17 protein-coding genes are annotated in these 16,290 nt (G+C 64.4%); 8 read left to right on the top strand and 9 right to left on the bottom strand.

Features of this window, described 5'->3' with window-relative positions; translation table 11 throughout:
- Window positions 1–28 precede the first annotated feature (28 nt).
- The 5 genes from IEW00_RS00975 (at window position 29) to dut (ending at window position 3,977) form a co-directional block, all read left to right on the top strand.
- On the top strand, window positions 29–571 hold the full coding sequence (locus IEW00_RS00975; RefSeq protein ID WP_188512502.1) for a hypothetical protein: 543 nt from the start codon (window positions 29–31) through the stop codon (window positions 569–571).
- A 96-nt stretch (window positions 572–667) separates the two neighbouring features.
- Complete coding sequence (locus IEW00_RS00970; protein ID WP_188512501.1) at window positions 668–1,876, top strand: trans-sulfuration enzyme family protein; 1,209 nt, start codon at window positions 668–670, stop codon at window positions 1,874–1,876.
- 84 nt (window positions 1,877–1,960) lie between these two features.
- A complete protein-coding gene (locus IEW00_RS00965; RefSeq protein ID WP_188512500.1) occupies window positions 1,961–2,284 on the top strand; it encodes a hypothetical protein in 324 nt (107 codons plus the stop codon).
- A gap of 33 nt (window positions 2,285–2,317) precedes the next feature.
- A complete protein-coding gene (gene coaBC / locus IEW00_RS00960; RefSeq protein ID WP_188512499.1) occupies window positions 2,318–3,526 on the top strand; it encodes a bifunctional phosphopantothenoylcysteine decarboxylase/phosphopantothenate--cysteine ligase CoaBC in 1,209 nt (402 codons plus the stop codon).
- On the top strand, window positions 3,513–3,977 hold the full coding sequence (gene dut / locus IEW00_RS00955; RefSeq protein ID WP_188512498.1) for a dUTP diphosphatase: 465 nt from the start codon (window positions 3,513–3,515) through the stop codon (window positions 3,975–3,977). Before coaBC ends, dut begins: the two co-directional genes overlap by 14 nt.
- A 46-nt stretch (window positions 3,978–4,023) precedes the next feature.
- Here the strand turns inward: dut and IEW00_RS00950 are convergent, their stop codons facing one another.
- The 4 genes from IEW00_RS00950 to secB form a co-directional block, all read right to left on the bottom strand.
- Window positions 4,024–4,728: a DUF4136 domain-containing protein gene (locus IEW00_RS00950; protein WP_188512497.1), complete on the bottom strand. Its 705-nt coding sequence runs from the start codon at window positions 4,726–4,728 to the stop codon at window positions 4,024–4,026.
- A 111-nt stretch (window positions 4,729–4,839) separates the two neighbouring features.
- Entirely contained in the window at window positions 4,840–5,859 is a 1,020-nt protein-coding gene (gene trpS / locus IEW00_RS00945; protein WP_188512496.1) for a tryptophan--tRNA ligase, read from the bottom strand.
- Between the two features lie 44 nt (window positions 5,860–5,903).
- Entirely contained in the window at window positions 5,904–7,481 is a 1,578-nt protein-coding gene (gene murJ / locus IEW00_RS00940) for a murein biosynthesis integral membrane protein MurJ (protein ID WP_188512495.1), read from the bottom strand.
- A 28-nt stretch (window positions 7,482–7,509) separates the two neighbouring features.
- On the bottom strand, window positions 7,510–8,016 hold the full coding sequence (gene secB, locus IEW00_RS00935; protein WP_188512494.1) for a protein-export chaperone SecB: 507 nt from the start codon (window positions 8,014–8,016) through the stop codon (window positions 7,510–7,512).
- A gap of 216 nt (window positions 8,017–8,232) precedes the next feature.
- Between secB and IEW00_RS00930 the strand changes: the two genes are divergently transcribed.
- The 3 genes from IEW00_RS00930 (at window position 8,233) to IEW00_RS17620 (ending at window position 10,871) form a co-directional block, all read left to right on the top strand.
- Entirely contained in the window at window positions 8,233–8,895 is a 663-nt protein-coding gene (locus IEW00_RS00930; protein WP_188512493.1) for a Tim44/TimA family putative adaptor protein, read from the top strand.
- Window positions 8,895–10,238 (top strand): murein transglycosylase A, encoded by a 1,344-nt coding sequence (mltA, locus tag IEW00_RS00925; RefSeq protein ID WP_188512492.1) that lies wholly within the window; start codon window positions 8,895–8,897, stop codon window positions 10,236–10,238. Before IEW00_RS00930 ends, mltA begins: the two co-directional genes overlap by 1 nt.
- A gap of 243 nt (window positions 10,239–10,481) precedes the next feature.
- Entirely contained in the window at window positions 10,482–10,871 is a 390-nt protein-coding gene (locus tag IEW00_RS17620) for a Smr/MutS family protein (RefSeq protein ID WP_308419299.1), read from the top strand.
- Between the two features lie 118 nt (window positions 10,872–10,989).
- On the opposite strand, the gene msrB is transcribed toward IEW00_RS17620, so the two are convergent.
- The 5 genes from msrB to IEW00_RS00895 all read right to left on the bottom strand — a co-directional run bounded on the left by msrB (window position 10,990) and on the right by IEW00_RS00895 (window position 16,142).
- On the bottom strand, window positions 10,990–11,400 hold the full coding sequence (gene msrB / locus IEW00_RS00915; RefSeq protein WP_188512490.1) for a peptide-methionine (R)-S-oxide reductase MsrB: 411 nt from the start codon (window positions 11,398–11,400) through the stop codon (window positions 10,990–10,992).
- Window positions 11,401–11,445: 45 nt separating this feature from the next.
- On the bottom strand, window positions 11,446–12,483 hold the full coding sequence (gene holA / locus IEW00_RS00910; RefSeq protein WP_188512489.1) for a DNA polymerase III subunit delta: 1,038 nt from the start codon (window positions 12,481–12,483) through the stop codon (window positions 11,446–11,448).
- A 13-nt stretch (window positions 12,484–12,496) separates the two neighbouring features.
- Complete coding sequence (lptE, locus tag IEW00_RS00905; RefSeq protein WP_188512488.1) at window positions 12,497–13,000, bottom strand: LPS assembly lipoprotein LptE; 504 nt, start codon at window positions 12,998–13,000, stop codon at window positions 12,497–12,499.
- A gap of 163 nt (window positions 13,001–13,163) precedes the next feature.
- Window positions 13,164–15,674, bottom strand: coding sequence for a leucine--tRNA ligase (gene leuS, locus IEW00_RS00900; RefSeq protein ID WP_188512487.1), 2,511 nt, complete (start codon window positions 15,672–15,674; stop codon window positions 13,164–13,166).
- Window positions 15,675–15,698: 24 nt separating this feature from the next.
- The gene (locus tag IEW00_RS00895; RefSeq protein WP_188512486.1) at window positions 15,699–16,142 is read right to left on the bottom strand and encodes a DUF3576 domain-containing protein; all 444 of its coding nucleotides are present in this window, start codon (window positions 16,140–16,142) and stop codon (window positions 15,699–15,701) included.
- Window positions 16,143–16,290 lie beyond the last annotated feature (148 nt).

The raw sequence follows: 16,290 nt of genomic DNA, 5'->3' as shown, positions 1-16,290 counted from the left end.
CAGGCCGGATCGCTTGGTAAGGAGCGTTATGCGATTACTGAACACTCGGCCGGGGCGTTTTGTCCCGGCCTTTTTGCTTGCCGCGCTGGCCTTTGGCCTGCCGGTGGCCGCCATGGCCCAGGGGCAGCCGCAGGCGGCACAACCGCCGATCTCGGTCGAGCCGGTACCCAGCGAGCTCGAACTCGCCAAGCTGCTCTGGTCGACCATGACTGCGGTGCACCACGCCAATCTGTCGGGCAATTATTCGGTGCTGCGGGACATTTCGTCACCCGGTTTCCAGGTGGTGAACAACGCGGCGCGGCTGGGCGAGGTGTTCGCGAGCATCCGCGAAAGCCGCGTTGATCTGTCGAGCGCGCTGCTGCTCGCGCCGACCTATACCGAGCCGCCATCGGTGGCGGAACCCGGCGTGATCCGGGTGCGGGGCTATTTCGGGCTGAGGCCCACTGCCTTGTTCTTCGATTTCTTCTTTCAGTGGGTCGAGGGTCGCTGGCGGTTGCACGGCGTCTCGATCAGCCCGCAGGCGATCGCATCGCAAGAAGCACCCGAACGCGGGCGCAACTCGACGCGATAGCTGCGTGCCGGCCTCATCGTTGATTCCCACTTTCCCCGCGCCGCACACACGCGCATATAGCGCCCGGTTTTCCATAGCAGCAAACAAGGCTCCCCAATGAAGCGTAACGCCGGACAAGACCCCGCCATCACCAGCCGCTGGCGCCCTGCCACCCGCGCGATCCGGGGCGGCACTGCACGAAGCGAGTTCGGCGAGACCTCCGAGGCGCTGTTCCTCACCTCAGGCTATGCCTATGACTGTGCCGAGGATGCCGCTGCGCGCTTCAACGGCGAGCAATCGGGGATGACCTACAGCCGCCTGCAGAACCCCACGGTCGAAATGCTCGAGAAGCGCATCTCGTTGATGGAAGGAGCCGAGGCGACGCGCTGCATGGCGAGCGGCATGGCCGCGATGACGGCAGCTTTGCTATGCCAGCTGCAGATGGGCGATCATGTCGTTGCCAGCCGCGCATTGTTCGGCTCGTGCCGCTGGCTGACCGACAGCCTGCTGCCCAAATTCGGGATCGAGACGACGATCATCGACGGGCGCGAGCTCGACCAGTGGGAGGCCGCGATCCGGCCCAACACGAAAGTCTTTTTCTTCGAGACCCCCGCCAATCCGACGATGGACATCATCGACATGCAGGCGGTGTGCGACATTGCGCGCGCGCATGGAATCACTTCGGTCGTCGATAACGCGTTTGCCACCAACGTGCTCCAGCGCCCGATGGAGTTCGGTGCGGACGTCGTCGCCTATAGCGCAACCAAGATGATGGACGGGCAGGGCCGCGTGCTGGCTGGCGCGGTGTGCGGCACCGACGATTTCGTCAACAACACATTGCTTCCGTTCATCCGTAACACCGGGCCAACGCTCAGCGCTTTCAACGCCTGGGTGGTGCTCAAGGGGCTCGAGACGCTCGACCTGCGCATCCGCCGTCAGAGCGAGAACGCGCTCAAGGTCGCCAGCTTCCTCGAAGGGCGGATCGAGCGTGTGAACTATCCGGGCCTTGCCAGCCACCCCCAGCACAACCTGGCGATGGCGCAGATGGAAGCGGCCGGACCGATCTTCTCGGTGTATCTAGGCGGTGGCAGGGAGCGGGCGCACGGCCTGCTCAACGGGCTCGAGCTGATCGATATCTCGAACAACATCGGCGATTCGCGCTCGCTGATGACCCATCCCAGCTCGACCACGCACCATGGCCTGGGCGAAGAGGCGCGGCTGGCGGTCGGCATCACTGAGGACATGCTGCGGTTGAATGTCGGGCTTGAGGATGTCGACGACGTGATCGAGGACCTCGACTGGGCGCTGGGCAAGATCGGCCTGTAATCCGCAAGGCCCCGGGCGACGCCTTTTTGCGGCGCTGCGATCTGTCTCACAGCACACACGCGTTCCCGGGTATAGATCGCTCGCATGACGAACCGTTCGACCCTGGCGAAGTTTCGCGATCATCTGGCAGCGCTGCTGGCGGCCCTGGCGTGTGGTCATGTGATCGGTTTGGTCGATGTCTTTGGCGTTCTGCCCGATGCCGTGATGGCGCTGGACCGGCTGTCCGGGCGGCTGATCGACGCTGCGCTGTGCGCTCTGGTGTATGGAATCGTTCTGACGGTGCTGCATCGGCAGCGGGTCGTGTCGGGCCCGCTGTATCGCTGCGGCGAGAGCCGGCCGGTGACCGACTATTCCAGGCGCTTCGAACCCGGTTCGGTCCGTCTGCTCGACGGCTGGCTGTATCGTTGACCGGAAGGCCTGTAGCAATTACCGCTGCTGGCCATGAAAACACCCCATATCCTGCTGATCGTCGGAGGCGGCATTGCGGCCTACAAGGCGTGCGAGCTGATCCGGCTGATCCGCAGGGCGGGGATGACCGTCCGGTGCGTCCTGACTGATGGCGGCGCGCAGTTCATCACCCCGATGACGCTGGCAGCCTTGAGCGAGAACGAGGTGTTCACCACTCTGTGGGATCTCAAGAACGAGACCGAGATGGGGCATATCCAGCTCAGTCGTGAAGCCGACCTGATCGTGGTGTGCCCGGCGACGGCCGATCTGCTCGCCAAGATGGCCGCGGGGATTTCCGACAGCCTGGCGACCACGGTGCTGCTCGCCACCGATACCCCGGTGCTTGCGGTCCCCGCGATGAACGTGCGGATGTGGCAGCACACCGCGACGCAGCGCAACGTCACGCAATTGCGCGCCGACGGGGTGCGCGTGATCGATCCCGATGATGGTGCGATGGCGTGTGGCGAATTCGGCCCGGGCCGGTTGCCCGAGCCTGCCGCGATCATGACGGAGATTCGCGCAGCGCTGTCTTTGCGCGCACGCGAACACCTTCCATTGCAGGGCAAGCGCGTACTGATCACTGCGGGGCCCACGCACGAACCGATCGATCCGGTGCGTTACATCGCCAACCGGTCGAGCGGGAAGCAGGGGTTTGCGATTGCGGCGGCGGCGGCGGAATTGGGCGCCGAGGTGCATCTGATCGCAGGGCCAGTGCAACTGCCGACCCCAACCGGGGTTCATCGCCACAACGTTGAAACCGCGCGCGAGATGGCGGCCGCCGTCGATGCGGCGCTGCCTGCCGATGTCGCAATTCTGGTTGCAGCGGTGGCCGACTGGCGGACGGCCGATTCGGCCCAGCAGAAGATCAAGAAGACCGGCGGAGTGCTGCCTGCGCTCCGGCTGACCGAGAACCCGGACATCCTCGCGGGGTTGGCGACCGATGCACGGCGGCCTGAACTGCTGATCGGCTTCGCTGCAGAAACCGAGAACGTCATCGCGCATGCACAGGCCAAACTGGCGCGAAAAGGCTGCGACTGGATCGTCGCCAACGATGTTTCGGGTCCCAATGGACAAAGCGTGATGGGTGGCAGCGACAACGCGGTGCACATCGTCACCCGTGATGGCGTGGAAAGCTGGGACAGCCTGCCCAAGGATCAGGTCGCGCGCAAACTCATGGAGAAAATCGCCGATGCCGTCCGCTGAACATCCGCTGCCGCCGATCACGATCCGGCTCAAGCGGCTCGAGCATGGTGCAGGATTGCCGGTACCCGCTTATGCGACCCAGGGTGCGGCGGGGATGGATGTGGTGGCTGCCGAAGAGCTCGACCTGATGCCGGGGCAGCGGCATGCGGTCGCCACCGGCTTTACGATGGCGATCCCCGATGGCTATGAAGTGCAGGTGCGCCCGCGCTCGGGCCTGGCGTTCAAGCATGGGATTACCGTGCCCAACACCCCCGGGACGATCGACAGCGATTATCGCGGTGAGCTCAAGGTGCTGCTGATCAACCACGGCGATGCGCCGTTTCCGATCCGGCGCGGAGACCGCATCGCGCAACTGGTGGCGGCCCCGGTGCAGCGCGCGGGCTTTGCCGAGGTCGATGACCTCGACGACACAGCGCGCGGGGCAGGGGGCTTCGGCTCGACGGGGGTGTAGTTCGCTTTTTCCCCTCCCGCAGGCGGGAGGGGAGAGAAGCGCGCCGTTACCGCCGCTGGCGAACCGGCCTGACGGTCTTTTCGCCTTCGGGCGCGATCGAAATGCGTACCGTTTCGCCCGACTGGCCCGGGAAGTCGGTGAAGATCGCCTCGACCAGGTTGGGCACCAGATACTGCAGGTTCTTGCTGCGCGACTGCGCCTCTGCCTTGCCTTCGAACAGGCGGCTGTTATCGGCGACGCGATCGATCTTCAGGTCGATCTCGCTGGTGTAGACGGTGTAGCTGCGCACATTGTTGTTCCAGCCGGGGCCAAAGATGAACGGGTCATAATAGCCGAAGCCGAAGGCACGGCGACCAAAGCCACCACCCCATGGGCCGAAGCCGGGGCCGAAGCCGCCCCAACCGCCGCCAAATCCACCACCGAAGCCATCGGATACGACGCGTTCGCGGCCGTTGTCGACCATATAGGCAAAGCTCACCACCATATCGGCACGCGAGGCATCACTGGCAGGAACATAGCCCAATTGCGTCATCTGGCGGGTAACAATCCCGGCATACTGGCCGAACTCAAGCCCGCCCTGCAGACGCGGATCGGATGCTGTCACGACGAAGCTCTGTCCCTGAGGAGCCGGAAGCGCCTGGAAGCGCGCCACGTCGGCCTTGAATGGGGTCGCACAGGCCGATAGCGCGAGCGCCAGCGCGGGCACTGCGATCAACGCGGCGCGGCGGGTAAAGCGGCTGCGAGCAGTCATGTATTATCTCCATCATGGACCGGCGCGATCCTGCGCGATCCATTTATGAATATAGGAATAACTGATCGCGAATGAACCCCGTTTGAACGTATAATGCGCTCAAACGATGAGTCAGCGCATCAGCCCCAATGCTTCATATGCCCCCTCGAGCGTCGGCTGCGCGACAGCGCGGGCCTTCTCCGCGCCCTTGACGAGGATTGCGTCGAGCGCGGTGTCGTCATCCTTGAGTTCGACAAAGCGTTCGCGAATCGGGCGAAGCGTTTCGACCAGCACGTCTGCCAGCGCAGGCTTGAAAGCACCAAAGCCCTGGCCTGCGAACTGCGCGCACACGGCATCGGGAGTCGTTTCGGTCAGCGTCGCATAGATGCCGACAAGGTTGAGCGCCTCGGGGCGGCCTTCGAGCGCGGATGCCAGCTCGGGCAGCGGCTCGGGGTCGGTCTTGGCCTTGCGGATCTTCTGCGCGATCGCATCGTCGTCATCGGTCAGGCTGATCCGGCTCATCTCGGATGGATCGGACTTGGACATCTTGGCGGTGCCGTCGCGCAAGGACATGATCCGCGCCGATTCCTTGGGGATGTACGGGTCGGGCAGGGTGAACAATTCGACCCCGAAATCGGTGTTGAACTTGGTGGCGATGTCGCGGGTCAGTTCCAGATGCTGCTTCTGGTCCTCGCCCACCGGCACGTGCGTTGCCTGGTACAGCAGAATGTCGGCGGCCTGAAGCACCGGATAGACGAACAGCCCGATGCTGGCGCCTTCGCGGTTCTTGCCCGCCTTGTCCTTGAACTGGGTCATGCGGTTCAGCCAGCCGATCCGCGCGGTGCCGTTGAGCAGCCACGCCATCTCGGCATGCGCGGGCACCCGCGCCTGGTTGAACAGCACGCTGCGATCGGCATCGATGCCGCAGGCGATGAGCGCGGCCGCCATCTCGCGCACGTTGCGGACGCGGGTTTCGCGCTCTTCGGTCACGGTGATCGAGTGCAGATCGGCGAGGAAGAAATAGCACGCGCTGCCTGAAGAATCTGTGGCCGCGTCCATCTCGTCCTGCATCTTCACCCAGTTGCGGATCGCGCCCAGATAGTTGCCCAGATGCAGATTGCCGGTCGGCTGGATACCGGAAAGGACGCGCATGATGTTGTTCTCTTTCGCTGAATGCGGGAAGGTATGTCGCTGCCTCACGCCTTGCGGCGCAGCATCGCCTTGATGTCGCCGAGCCGGTAGGTGCCCAGCGCCAGCGCTGCGAGGCCATACAACGCCGCGCCGCCGCCGCACAAGACGGCAAGTGTCGCGATCCGCTCGATCAGGCGGCCGTCCATGAAGCTGTCTGCCAATCGCGAACCCAGCCACAGCGCCACGCCCATCACGGCCGCTGCGACCAGAATACGCCAGAGCTTGGCGATCAGCCGCGCATCGGGCTTGATGTGGCCGCGCTTGTAGAGCACGCCGAACAGCAGGCCGACATTGACCCAGGCCGAGATCGCGGTCGCCACGCCTACCCCGACATGCCCCAGAGGCCAGATCAGGATAAGGTTGCCGACGAGGTTCACCACCATCGCGATCAACGCCAGCCGCACCGGGGTCTTGGTGTCGGCGCGGGCGTAGAAGCCCGGGGTCAGCACCTTGATCAGCACATAGGCCGGCACCCCGCACGAGAACGCGGCGAGCACGCGTGCGGTAGCAACCGTGTCGGCGGCGGTGAACGCGCCATACTGGAACACGCCATGGATGATCGGAACGGCGGCCACGACGAGCGCCACCGCGGCAGGCAGCGCGAGGAACAATGCGAGTTCGAGCGCGCGGTTCTGGGTGTTGTTGGCAGCCTTCGGGTCACCGCTGCCGATCTGGCGCGAAAGCATCGGCAGGATCGCGGTGCCCACTCCGATTCCGATCAGCCCCAAGGGCAGCTGGTTGAGCCGGTCGGCATAATAGATCCACGACACCGCGCCCTCGCTCAGGTAACGCGCGGCGAGCGAGGTCGAGATCAGCAGGTTGAACTGGATCGCGCCCTGACCGATCGCGGCAGGTGCGATCAGCACCAGCATCGCCTTGACGTCGGGCGAGAGCCGCGGGCGCGAAAGCTTGAGTACGATGCCGTTGGCGCGGCAGGCAAGGATCAGCCACGCCAGCTGCAACACGCCTGCGACCGTCACCGCAATCGCCTGGGTGATGGCGGTGTCGGCCTCGCTCTGCCCGCGAAACACCACCAGCGCTGTGATCATGCAGATGTTGAGCAGGATCGGGGCTGCCGCGTTGACCCAGAACTTATTGATCGAATTGAGGATGCCGCCGAGCAGCGAGACCAGCGAAATCAGCCCGAGATAGGGGAAGGTGATGATCGTCAGATGCCGGGCAAGCGCGAATTTCTCGGGCCCGCCATCGGGAAAGCCGCCGGTCATCGCATAGACGACGGGGCCGGCGGCCAGCATCATGATCGCGGTGAACACGATCAGGAACGGCACCAGCACCGAGAGCACCTGGCCTGCAAACGCGCGCGCGGTGTCCATTCCGGTGCCCGGCTCGGCGGTGTCAGCTTCGGCAAGCTTGCGGTTGAACATCGGCACGAACACCGCGGCAAACGCGCCTTCGGCAAACAGTGCTCGGAACAGGTTGGGCAGCCGCCACGCGATCAGGAAGGCATCGGCGGCCATGCCTGCGCCGACATAGCGCGCCATCAGCATGTCGCGCACCATACCCAGCACCCGGCTGACCAAGGTCAGCCCGCCGATGGTGGATACGGCGCGGAGCAGATTCATGCCAGGCCCGCCCTATCGCGTTTCTGGTTCAGGCGTTGCCTTCAGCCGGCGGCATCGGTGCACCGAAATTGGGGTCCTGGCTCTGCTGTTCGTACAAAGCGGCAAAATCGATCGGCTCGAGCACCAGCGGCGGGAAGCCCGCATCGCGGATGACGTTGCCCAGAATCAGGCGGATGGTCGGAAAGACCATGCGCGGGGTGTCGGCGAACAGGAACCGGCGGACCTGCTCCTCGTCCATCCCGCGGATGCCAACCAGCGCGCCATAAGCCAGCTCGACCAGATAGGCAGTGCCCTGCTCGGCCTTGGCAGCGATGATATAGGTGCAGATCATTTCATGCACTTCGTCGTTCAACTGGCGCGATTCGGCGCGGAACTGGACATCGAACGCGAGCTGGCCCGGCCATTGGAAACTGTCGGGAGCATTGGGGTTCTCGACCGAGAGATCCTTGACATACTGCGAAATCAGGCCTGCCTGCGGGCCGGATGCGCCATTCAGCAGCGGATTTTGCGAGCTTACGGTGCCGTCTTCGGCCATGGATAATCCCTTTCATTGAGTGGCGCAGCCAGCGCCTCTTGCGCGGCGCTCTAATCCCGCTTTCCGCGCGGTGCAAGGCTTCGCGAAAGCACAGGCGGATGCATGTTTTTGTCGGCCAAAGCAATTTGCATATTGGCCAACATTCCCTATGTTGTGCTTTCACGCTGACCTTTTGACAGTATCTTGGTTGAAGCGGGCGGGTATACGGGAAGAATTGTGACGGTAGAAATCATCATCTTGGCCATGGTTGCAGCGTTTTTGGGCCTTCGCCTGTATTCGGTCCTCGGCAAACGCACGGGACATGAGCAGGAACCGCTCACCCGCGGTATGGACAGCCCTGCAGCCAATCGTCCGGCCTCGATCGAGCGCCCGCAGCTCGACGACAAGCCCGCCGCGATGACACCCGGAACGTCGACTGTGTTCGATATCGCCGCTGAGCCTGGCATCCGCCAGATGCTGACCGCCGACCGCAGCTTTGATGTCGCGCGTTTCCGCGAAGGCGCCAAGGCGGCCTATGGCATGATCTTGGAAGCCTTCTGGGCGGGCAACCGCGAAGACCTTCGTAACCTGTGCGACGATGAAGTGTATGAAAGCTTCTCGAGCTCGATCGACCAGCGCACCGAGCGCGGAGAAACGCTCGAAAACCGCCTGGTTCGCATTGACGAAGCACGTATCGTCGATGCCGAATACGATACCCCGACGGCGCGTATCACAGTGCGGTTCGATGCCGATATCGCGGCAGTCGTGCGGGGCCCCGATGGCGAATTGGTTGCAGGTTCGCTGACCGACGCGGTAGAGACGCATGATCTGTGGACATTCGCTCGCGACCTGCGCAGCAATGATCCCAACTGGATTCTGGTCGAAACCGACCAGGCCTGATGCCTTCGCGCAGGGGGAGTGCGGTGCGGCAGCTTGCTGCGGGCCTGGCCCTGCTGAGTCTTACGGCATGCGCGGGCGTCGTCCCCGGCGGAACGGGCAGCGCTCCGCCACCGCGTGCCAATCTTCCCTACGAAAACGTGCCGCCATCGGCTGAGCCGCAGCGCTTGGGTCGGCCTGTGGTTCCATCGCCATCGGCTCCCGCCTCGACTTACACCATTCCCCGGGCCACGCCGCTGCCCGCGATGACCGGTGCCGGAGTGATCGCCAGCACCGATATCACCCAGGCGGCCGGACAGATGTTGCGGCGGGGCCCGGCGATCGCCAGCCTTCCGATCGCGGCTGAGGATGCGCGCACCGCGCTCGCTGCCTTCCGGCTGACCTGCCCGTCGGTGGTCAAGCGGGCCGATGCCAGCGGCCTGACGCGGCCCGAGGACTGGCGCGCACCGTGCGATGCCGCCGCGCGCTGGCCCGATAGCGATGCCGCGCGCTTTTTCGCTGACCAGTTCGAAGCGGTGCAGGTGGGCGAGGGGGCAGGCTTTGCCACCGGCTATTTCGAACCCGAGATCGCCGGATCGCGCACCCGCCGTCCCGGCTTCGAGGTGCCGGTCTATGGTCGTCCCTCTGATCTGATCGATGTCGACCTGTCGCAGTTTTCATCTGATTGGGTGGGCAAGCGCGTGCGCGGCAAGCTCAAGGGCACGGATCTGGTGCCCTATGACGACCGCACCCAGATCGAGCAGGGGTCGCTGGGCAACCGTGCTCCGATCATCGCCTGGGCGGCGGACGAGATCGATTTTTTCTTCTTGCAGGTACAAGGATCCGGCCGTCTTCGCGCGCCCGATGGTTCGGTGGTGCGTATCGGCTATGCCAGCCAAAACGGCCGCGATTACACCGGCATCGGTGCCTTGATGCGGACGCGCGGTCTGCTCGCTCCGGGACAGGCGAGCATGCAGGGCATCGTTGCCTATCTTCGCGCTAACCCCGAAGAGGGCCGCGCCATCATGCGCGAGAACAAGAGCTTCGTCTTCTTCCGCGAACTCACCGGACCCGGCCCGCTGGGTGCGCTGGGTTATCAGGTCGAGGCCGGCAGCAGCGTTGCTTCCGATCCCAAGTTCGTGCCTTTGGGCGCGCCGGTGTTCCTGGCGATGGACCGCGCCGAGCCCAACGGGTTGTGGGTAGCGCAGGATACCGGCGGCGCGATCAAGGGGGCCAACCGTTTCGACACCTTCTGGGGTGCAGGGGAGCAGGCGAAGGTCATCGCCGGCGGCATGTCTGCGCGCGGTCTGGCGCTGATCCTGCTGCCGCGCGGCAGCTATGACCGGCTGGCGCGGCAGGCGCGCTGAGATATGAGCAGGCGGCCGCTTTCTGATGCGGAAGCGGCTCTGTGGAAGCGGGTGATCGCAACCTGCGAGCCGTTCAAGGACAAGGTGCCGTCTTCTCCCCTGCCGCCTGCGGGAGGGGCAGGGATGTCCGGCAAGGCCGGGCAGCCCGGGGGTGGGCCTGTAAAGTCCGGCGTGCCGCTCAGGCCCACCCCCGCCGCAAAGCCTGCGGCTTTGGCCGACCCCTCCCGCCTGCGGGAGGGGAGAGTGATCAAACCCACCCCCTCCTGGACCTTCACCGAGGCGCCGCGACCCTCAGTTGCAGGCAATCTTGACGGGCACTGGGACCGGCGGTTGGCCAAGGGCGGGGTGCAGCCCGATGTCACGATCGATCTGCACGGCCACACCCTCGCCAGCGCCTATGCGCGGCTTGATATGGCGCTGGGGCAGGCCAAGGCGGCGGACATGCGGCTGATGCTGCTGATCACCGGCAAGGCGCGCTCTCCCGAGAGCGGTCGCGGCGCGATCCGCGGGGCGGTGTCCGACTGGCTGCAATCCTCGCGCCATGCAGCCGACATCGCGGCAGTGCGCAATGCCCACCCCCGGCATGGCGGGGATGGGGCGCTGTATATCGTGTTAAGGCGGCGGCGGGGTTAGATGGGGTGCCATCCTATCTAACCCGTTCTCCGGCGAAAGCCGGAGCCCAGAGCGGCTACAGCGTAATCTCGCCCCTGGATTCCGGCTTTCGCCGGAAAACGGGACGCGCGCGGAGCCTTCAATCCTTGTTAGGATCAAACTCTAACGAAGCGCTGTTCATGCAATAACGCAAACCTGCAGGTCCCGGACCATCGGGGAACACATGGCCCAGATGTCCTTCGCAGCGTGCGCAGCGCACCTCGGTGCGGATCATGCCGTGGCTCGAATCGACAATCTCGGTAACCGCCTCGCCTTCGACCGGCGCGGTGAAGCTCGGCCAACCCGATCCGCTGTTGTACTTGGCATCGGATTCGAACAACGGCGCGCCGCAGCCTGCGCAGCGGTACATGCCATCGCCCTTGTGATCGTTATACTTGCCGGTGAACGCCCGCTCGGTGCCGCCTTCACGCAGCACGTGATATTGTTCGGGGCTAAGCTTCGCGCGCCAATCGGCGTCACTTGAGGCGGGACTGATTTTGGTGTCTGCCATGTTTCTCTCCTGGGGAGCTTCAACATGGGCCGACTGGTGAAACAGTCAAGACGCGCGTGCGGCGACCCGGGCGATTTCGAGCAATTCCTGCTCGAGCAGCAGCGCGGGGCCGGGGGTGGCGCGCATCATCGTCTGTTGCAGCATCAGCAATCGTTCGATCAGCCGCGCCATCTGTTGAGGGCGGCCCCAGGCGCGCAGCTGACGGGTCCAGTCCTGCTGGCTGCCTCCGCCCCACAACCGCCTGCTTTGCGTTTCCTGCTTCACCCAGCCGGCGATATCGCGCGCATTGCCCATCCGCTGGGCTGCGGCGGCGAGCTGCATCACCTGCTTTTGCATGACGATCACCAGGCCAACCTCTGACACCGCCTGCTCCCGCATCCGTTTCAGTTCTTCGGGCAGGCGCTTGAGGTCTCCCGACAGCGCAGCCGAAATGATCGGCTGCATCGCATCGTCCTCGGCATCGGCGCGCAACGCGGTGATCGCCTCTCGGGTCACCGCCTTGGGTTCGGCGGGCGACGAATCGAGATAGAGTGAGAGCTTCTCGATCTCCTGCGCTGCAAGCCTGCGGTCGGCTGCGGTGAAGCCCGCGATGACGTGCGCCAGATCCGGCTCGATCGTCAGCCCGGCTTCGCGCCCGAGTTCGGCGACGATCCGGGCCATGTCGTCAGGGCCGGGCAGCTTGGTCTGTACCGCGAGCGCGTTGGATGCGGCGAGCGCCGCCTTGGCGATCCGTGACTTTTCGCTGATGCCGCTTGCCAGCATGATTACCGGGTTGATCGTCTTGGTTGCTGCAAGAAGCGATTCGACTGCGGGCAGGCTCTCCTCGCCGGTGGTGGTGACGCGGATATAGCGGGTGTCGCCGAACAGCGACATCGAGGCGGCTTCGGCAGCGAGCAGCGAGGGGTCCCGCGACAGCTGCGATCCGTCGAGATCGGTGCGCTCGATGCCCTTGCCGAAGCTTTCGGCGATCGTGGCCGCCAGCGCGGCGTTGCCGCCATCATCGGTGCCGAAAATCAGGTACAGACGGATTTCGGCGCGCGGTTTGCGCGCCAGCGCACGGACCGCTGCAGCGTCCGCTTTCATTGCACCGTGCCCGTCATTGGGCGGGAGCGAGCTCGCGCGCGAACAGAGACAGCCGGGTGACGATCTGGTCGGCGATCTCGAGCGACAGATTTTCCAGCGCGCGGTTTTCCCCGGCGATCGTCGCATATTCGCTGCTGACGATATCGATACCGGCGTCCGATGCTGCGGTGGCGTCAAACACGATCTCGCCGGTTGCGTTCTCGATCAATTGATAGCGCGCGCGCAAAGTGCGGCGTTCGCGCGTCACCTGATCGTTGGCGAGCAGGCCGAAGCCGGTGATCTGGTCGTCTAGCACCACCTGCAACTGGAACCGGCTGTTGCCGCCGCCCAGCGCATCGAGCCTGTCGTCGAGCGCGTTCTTGACCAGCCAGCCTGCACGGCCCTGGATCGGTGCGACGGTAACATCGCCCAAAGTGGTCGCGACCGCGCCTTGCGTTCCGGATGAGTACAGCGGTTGCATTCCGCAGGCAGAGAGGGTGAGGGCGAGCAGCGCGAGGGGGAGAAGGAGGCGGGGCATCAAAATCCTCCCCGGAACGGGGAGGGGGACCATCCGCAGGATGGTGGAGGGGAAGCGGTATTGCACATCGTCCCAGGACCATCGCCCAGACGTTTCCCCTCCACCACTTCGTGGTCCCCCTCCCCGTTCCGGGGAGGATTTGCAGAGAAAACGTTCATCACCATCACACCACCAGATTGACCAGCCGGTCAGGCACCACGATCACCTTGCGGATCTCTGCGCCGTCGAGGCTACGCTGCACCTTGTCCGACGCCAGCGCAAGCCGTTCGAGCTCTTCGTTGGGCAGGCCCTTGGCCACGGTCAGCGTATCGCGCAATTTGCCCTTGATCTGCACCGCGATGGTGACCTCGTCCTCGACCAGCAGGGCAGGATCGACCTCGGGCCAAGCGGCATCGGCGATCAGGCCGTGGCCTTCCATCAGCTCCCAGGCCTCTTCGGCCAGATGCGGCACCATCGGCGCGACCAGCCGGGCAAGCGCGCGGATGGCGATATTGCGGCTGGCGGATTTCTCCGCCTTCTCGATCGCGTTGGTCAGTTCGTACAGCCGCGCCACTGCCTTGTTGAAGGCCAGCGCCTCGATATCCTTGCCGATCAGATCGATCGTCTGGTGCAGCTTGCGCTCGAGCGGCTTGTCCTGCCCTTCGGCGGCCTCGACCGAGTTGAACACCCGCCACAGCCGCTGGACGAAACGCCAGCAGCCTTCGATGCCCGCTTCGCTCCACGGCAGATCGCGCTCGGGCGGGCTGTCGGACAGCATGAACCAGCGCACCGCATCGGCGCCGTACTGGTTCACGATCTCGTCGGGATCGACCACGTTCTTCTTGGACTTGGACATCTTCTCGACCCGGCCGGCAATCGCCGCCTCGCCGGTGTCGGTGATGATCCAGTCCTCACCGCGCTTTTCGACCTGGTCGGGGCCCAGCCATTTGCCATGGGTGTCCTGCCAGGTCTGGTGCGTCACCATGCCTTGCGTGAACAGGCTGGCGAACGGTTCGGCGACATCCAGCTTGTCGATCCGGGCCAGCGCACGCGTCCAGAAGCGGGCGTAGAGCAAATGCAGGATCGCATGCTCGACCCCGCCGATATACTGGCCCACGGGCAGCCATTTGGCGATCTCGGCGCGATCGAACGGCTTGTCGGTCGGCTGGCTGGCAAAGCGCAGGAAGTACCAGCTCGAATCGACGAAGGTGTCGAGCGTGTCGGTTTCACGCTGCGCAGGCTTGCCGCATTTCGGGCAATCGACATGCTTCCACGTCGGGTGACGCGCCAGCGGATTGCCGGGGATCTCGAAGCTGACATCCTCTGGCAGCACGACGGGCAGTTGGTCCTTGGGCACCGGAACGACGCCGCACGCTTCGCAATGGATGAACGGGATCGGCGTGCCCCAATAGCGCTGGCGCGAGACGCCCCAATCGCGCAGCCGCCATACGGTGGTGCCTTCGCCCCAGCCTTCGGCCTCGGCGCGTTCGATGACGGCCGCCTTGGCCTCATCGACGCCCATGCCATCAAGGAAGCTGGAATTGATGATCCGCCCGGGGCCGGTATAGGCCTCGGTCTGGATAGCGACGTCCTCGTCACCCTCGGCTGCAACGACACGCGGCACCGGCAGCATGTATTTGCGCGCGAAATCGAGATCGCGCTGATCATGTGCCGGCACGCCCATCACCGCGCCGGTGCCATAGTCCATCAGCACGAAATTGGCAATGAACACGGGCAGTTCCCAGCTGAGGTCGAACGGATGGATCGCACGCAACCCGGTATCGAAGCCCAATTTCTCGGCGGTCTCCAGCTCGGCTGCGGTGGTGCCGCCGGCCTTGCATCGCTCGATGAACGCGGCGGCTTGCGGATTGTCCGCCGCGATGGCTTGCGCAATGGGGTGGTCGGCGGCGATCGCGACAAAGCTCGCGCCAAAGATGGTGTCTGGCCGGGTGGAATAGACCGGGATCGTCTCAGAGCCCGTCACGTTGAAGCTGAACGTGAGCCCCTGCGACTTGCCGATCCAGTTCGCCTGCATCGAGCGGACCTTTTCGGGCCAGTCGCCCAAGGTATCCAGGCCCTCGAGCAGCTCGTCGGCGAAATCGGTAATCTTGAGGAACCACTGGCTAAGCTTGCGCCGTTCGACCTGCGCGCCCGAGCGCCAGCCCTTGCCGTCGATGACCTGTTCGTTGGCGAGCACGGTCTGGTCGACCGGGTCCCAGTTGACCGCGCTTTCCTTACGATAGACAAGGCCAGCGGCATACAGATCGAGGAACAGCGCCTGTTCGTGGCCGTAATATTCGGGCTCGCAGGTGGCCAGCTCTCGGCTCCAGTCTAGCGCGAAGCCCAGCCGTTTGAGCTGCTTGCGCATCGCGGCAATGTTGTCGCGGGTCCAGCCGCCGGGGTGGACGCCCTTTTCCATCGCGGCGTTTTCCGCAGGCATGCCAAAGGCGTCCCAGCCCATCGGGTGCAGCACTTCAAAGCCCTGCATCCGGCGATAGCGCGCGATGACATCGCCCATGGTGTAGTTGCGGACATGGCCGATATGGATGCGTCCCGATGGATAGGGAAACATCTCGAGCACGTACGCCTTTTTCTTGGCGCTGTTGCTGTCCGCCTTGAAGGACTGACGGTCGTCCCACACCGATTGCCAGCGGGAATCGGCGGCCAGCGGATTGAACCGCGTCTTCTCGTTCATTGTATCGCCTCTGGAGGGGTGAGGTTATTCGCGAATAGCAGATTGGCGCAAATCGCGGGCCTTGGTGAGGATGACTTCTTCCAGCTTCTGCACAGTGGCGGCGCGGACCGGGGCATCGACCCACTGGCCGGTCTGGTTAACCTGGCGGCTGGCAGCGACGCGCAGCGCATCGGCGCGCAGATCCTGGTCGAGGATCGAAACGGTGACCTTCATCCGTTCACCCGGGGTCTGCGGGTTGGCATACCAGTCGGTCACGATCACGCCGCCTGCGCTGTCTGCCTGCAACAGCGGCATGAACGACAGGGCGTCAAGCGATGCGCGCCACAGATAGCTGTTGACGCCGATGGTGGTCACCTGGCTGGCGGCAAGGTCTGCCTCAGGCCGTTCCTGGCCGCCGCCACATGCGGAAAGCAGCGTCAGCGTGCCGACAGCACCGATCGCGGCGCGGGCAAAAGGAAGAACAGGCATGACAAAATCCTTACACAACTGACGCGAGAAACAGCGGCCTTCTATAATTGCTTTATAGCCTTGGGCAAGCACAAGCGCACTGCCTCGCGCGTTCATGCACCAGCAAGTTATCGCCCGGTATTCTTGGGTGTAGCGGCTTGTCCGCAGC

This window comes from Blastomonas aquatica, from assembly GCF_014639875.1.
In the GTDB taxonomy this organism is placed as follows: domain Bacteria; phylum Pseudomonadota; class Alphaproteobacteria; order Sphingomonadales; family Sphingomonadaceae; genus Blastomonas; species Blastomonas aquatica.
Note: the sequence above shows the minus strand (reverse complement) of the source record. Positions and strands in the feature narration are given on the sequence as shown.

Excerpts from the sequence above, each read along its gene's own strand:
- lptE (WP_188512488.1), bottom strand. The coding sequence starts at position 13,000 with ATGCCCCGCCTCCTTCTCCCCCTCGCGCTGCTCGCCCTCACCCTCTCT.
- leuS (WP_188512487.1), bottom strand. The coding sequence starts at position 15,674 with ATGAACGAGAAGACGCGGTTCAATCCGCTGGCCGCCGATTCCCGCTGG.
- msrB (WP_188512490.1), bottom strand. The coding sequence starts at position 11,400 with ATGGCAGACACCAAAATCAGTCCCGCCTCAAGTGACGCCGATTGGCGC.
- IEW00_RS00975 (WP_188512502.1), top strand. The coding sequence starts at position 29 with ATGCGATTACTGAACACTCGGCCGGGGCGTTTTGTCCCGGCCTTTTTG.
- IEW00_RS00965 (WP_188512500.1), top strand. The coding sequence starts at position 1,961 with ATGACGAACCGTTCGACCCTGGCGAAGTTTCGCGATCATCTGGCAGCG.
- IEW00_RS00970 (WP_188512501.1), top strand. The coding sequence starts at position 668 with ATGAAGCGTAACGCCGGACAAGACCCCGCCATCACCAGCCGCTGGCGC.
- murJ (WP_188512495.1), bottom strand. The coding sequence starts at position 7,481 with ATGAATCTGCTCCGCGCCGTATCCACCATCGGCGGGCTGACCTTGGTC.
- dut (WP_188512498.1), top strand. The coding sequence starts at position 3,513 with ATGCCGTCCGCTGAACATCCGCTGCCGCCGATCACGATCCGGCTCAAG.
- secB (WP_188512494.1), bottom strand. The coding sequence starts at position 8,016 with ATGGCCGAAGACGGCACCGTAAGCTCGCAAAATCCGCTGCTGAATGGC.
- IEW00_RS00895 (WP_188512486.1), bottom strand. The coding sequence starts at position 16,142 with ATGCCTGTTCTTCCTTTTGCCCGCGCCGCGATCGGTGCTGTCGGCACG.
- IEW00_RS00950 (WP_188512497.1), bottom strand. The coding sequence starts at position 4,728 with ATGACTGCTCGCAGCCGCTTTACCCGCCGCGCCGCGTTGATCGCAGTG.
- trpS (WP_188512496.1), bottom strand. The coding sequence starts at position 5,859 with ATGCGCGTCCTTTCCGGTATCCAGCCGACCGGCAATCTGCATCTGGGC.
- holA (WP_188512489.1), bottom strand. The coding sequence starts at position 12,483 with ATGAAAGCGGACGCTGCAGCGGTCCGTGCGCTGGCGCGCAAACCGCGC.
- coaBC (WP_188512499.1), top strand. The coding sequence starts at position 2,318 with ATGAAAACACCCCATATCCTGCTGATCGTCGGAGGCGGCATTGCGGCC.
- mltA (WP_188512492.1), top strand. The coding sequence starts at position 8,895 with ATGCCTTCGCGCAGGGGGAGTGCGGTGCGGCAGCTTGCTGCGGGCCTG.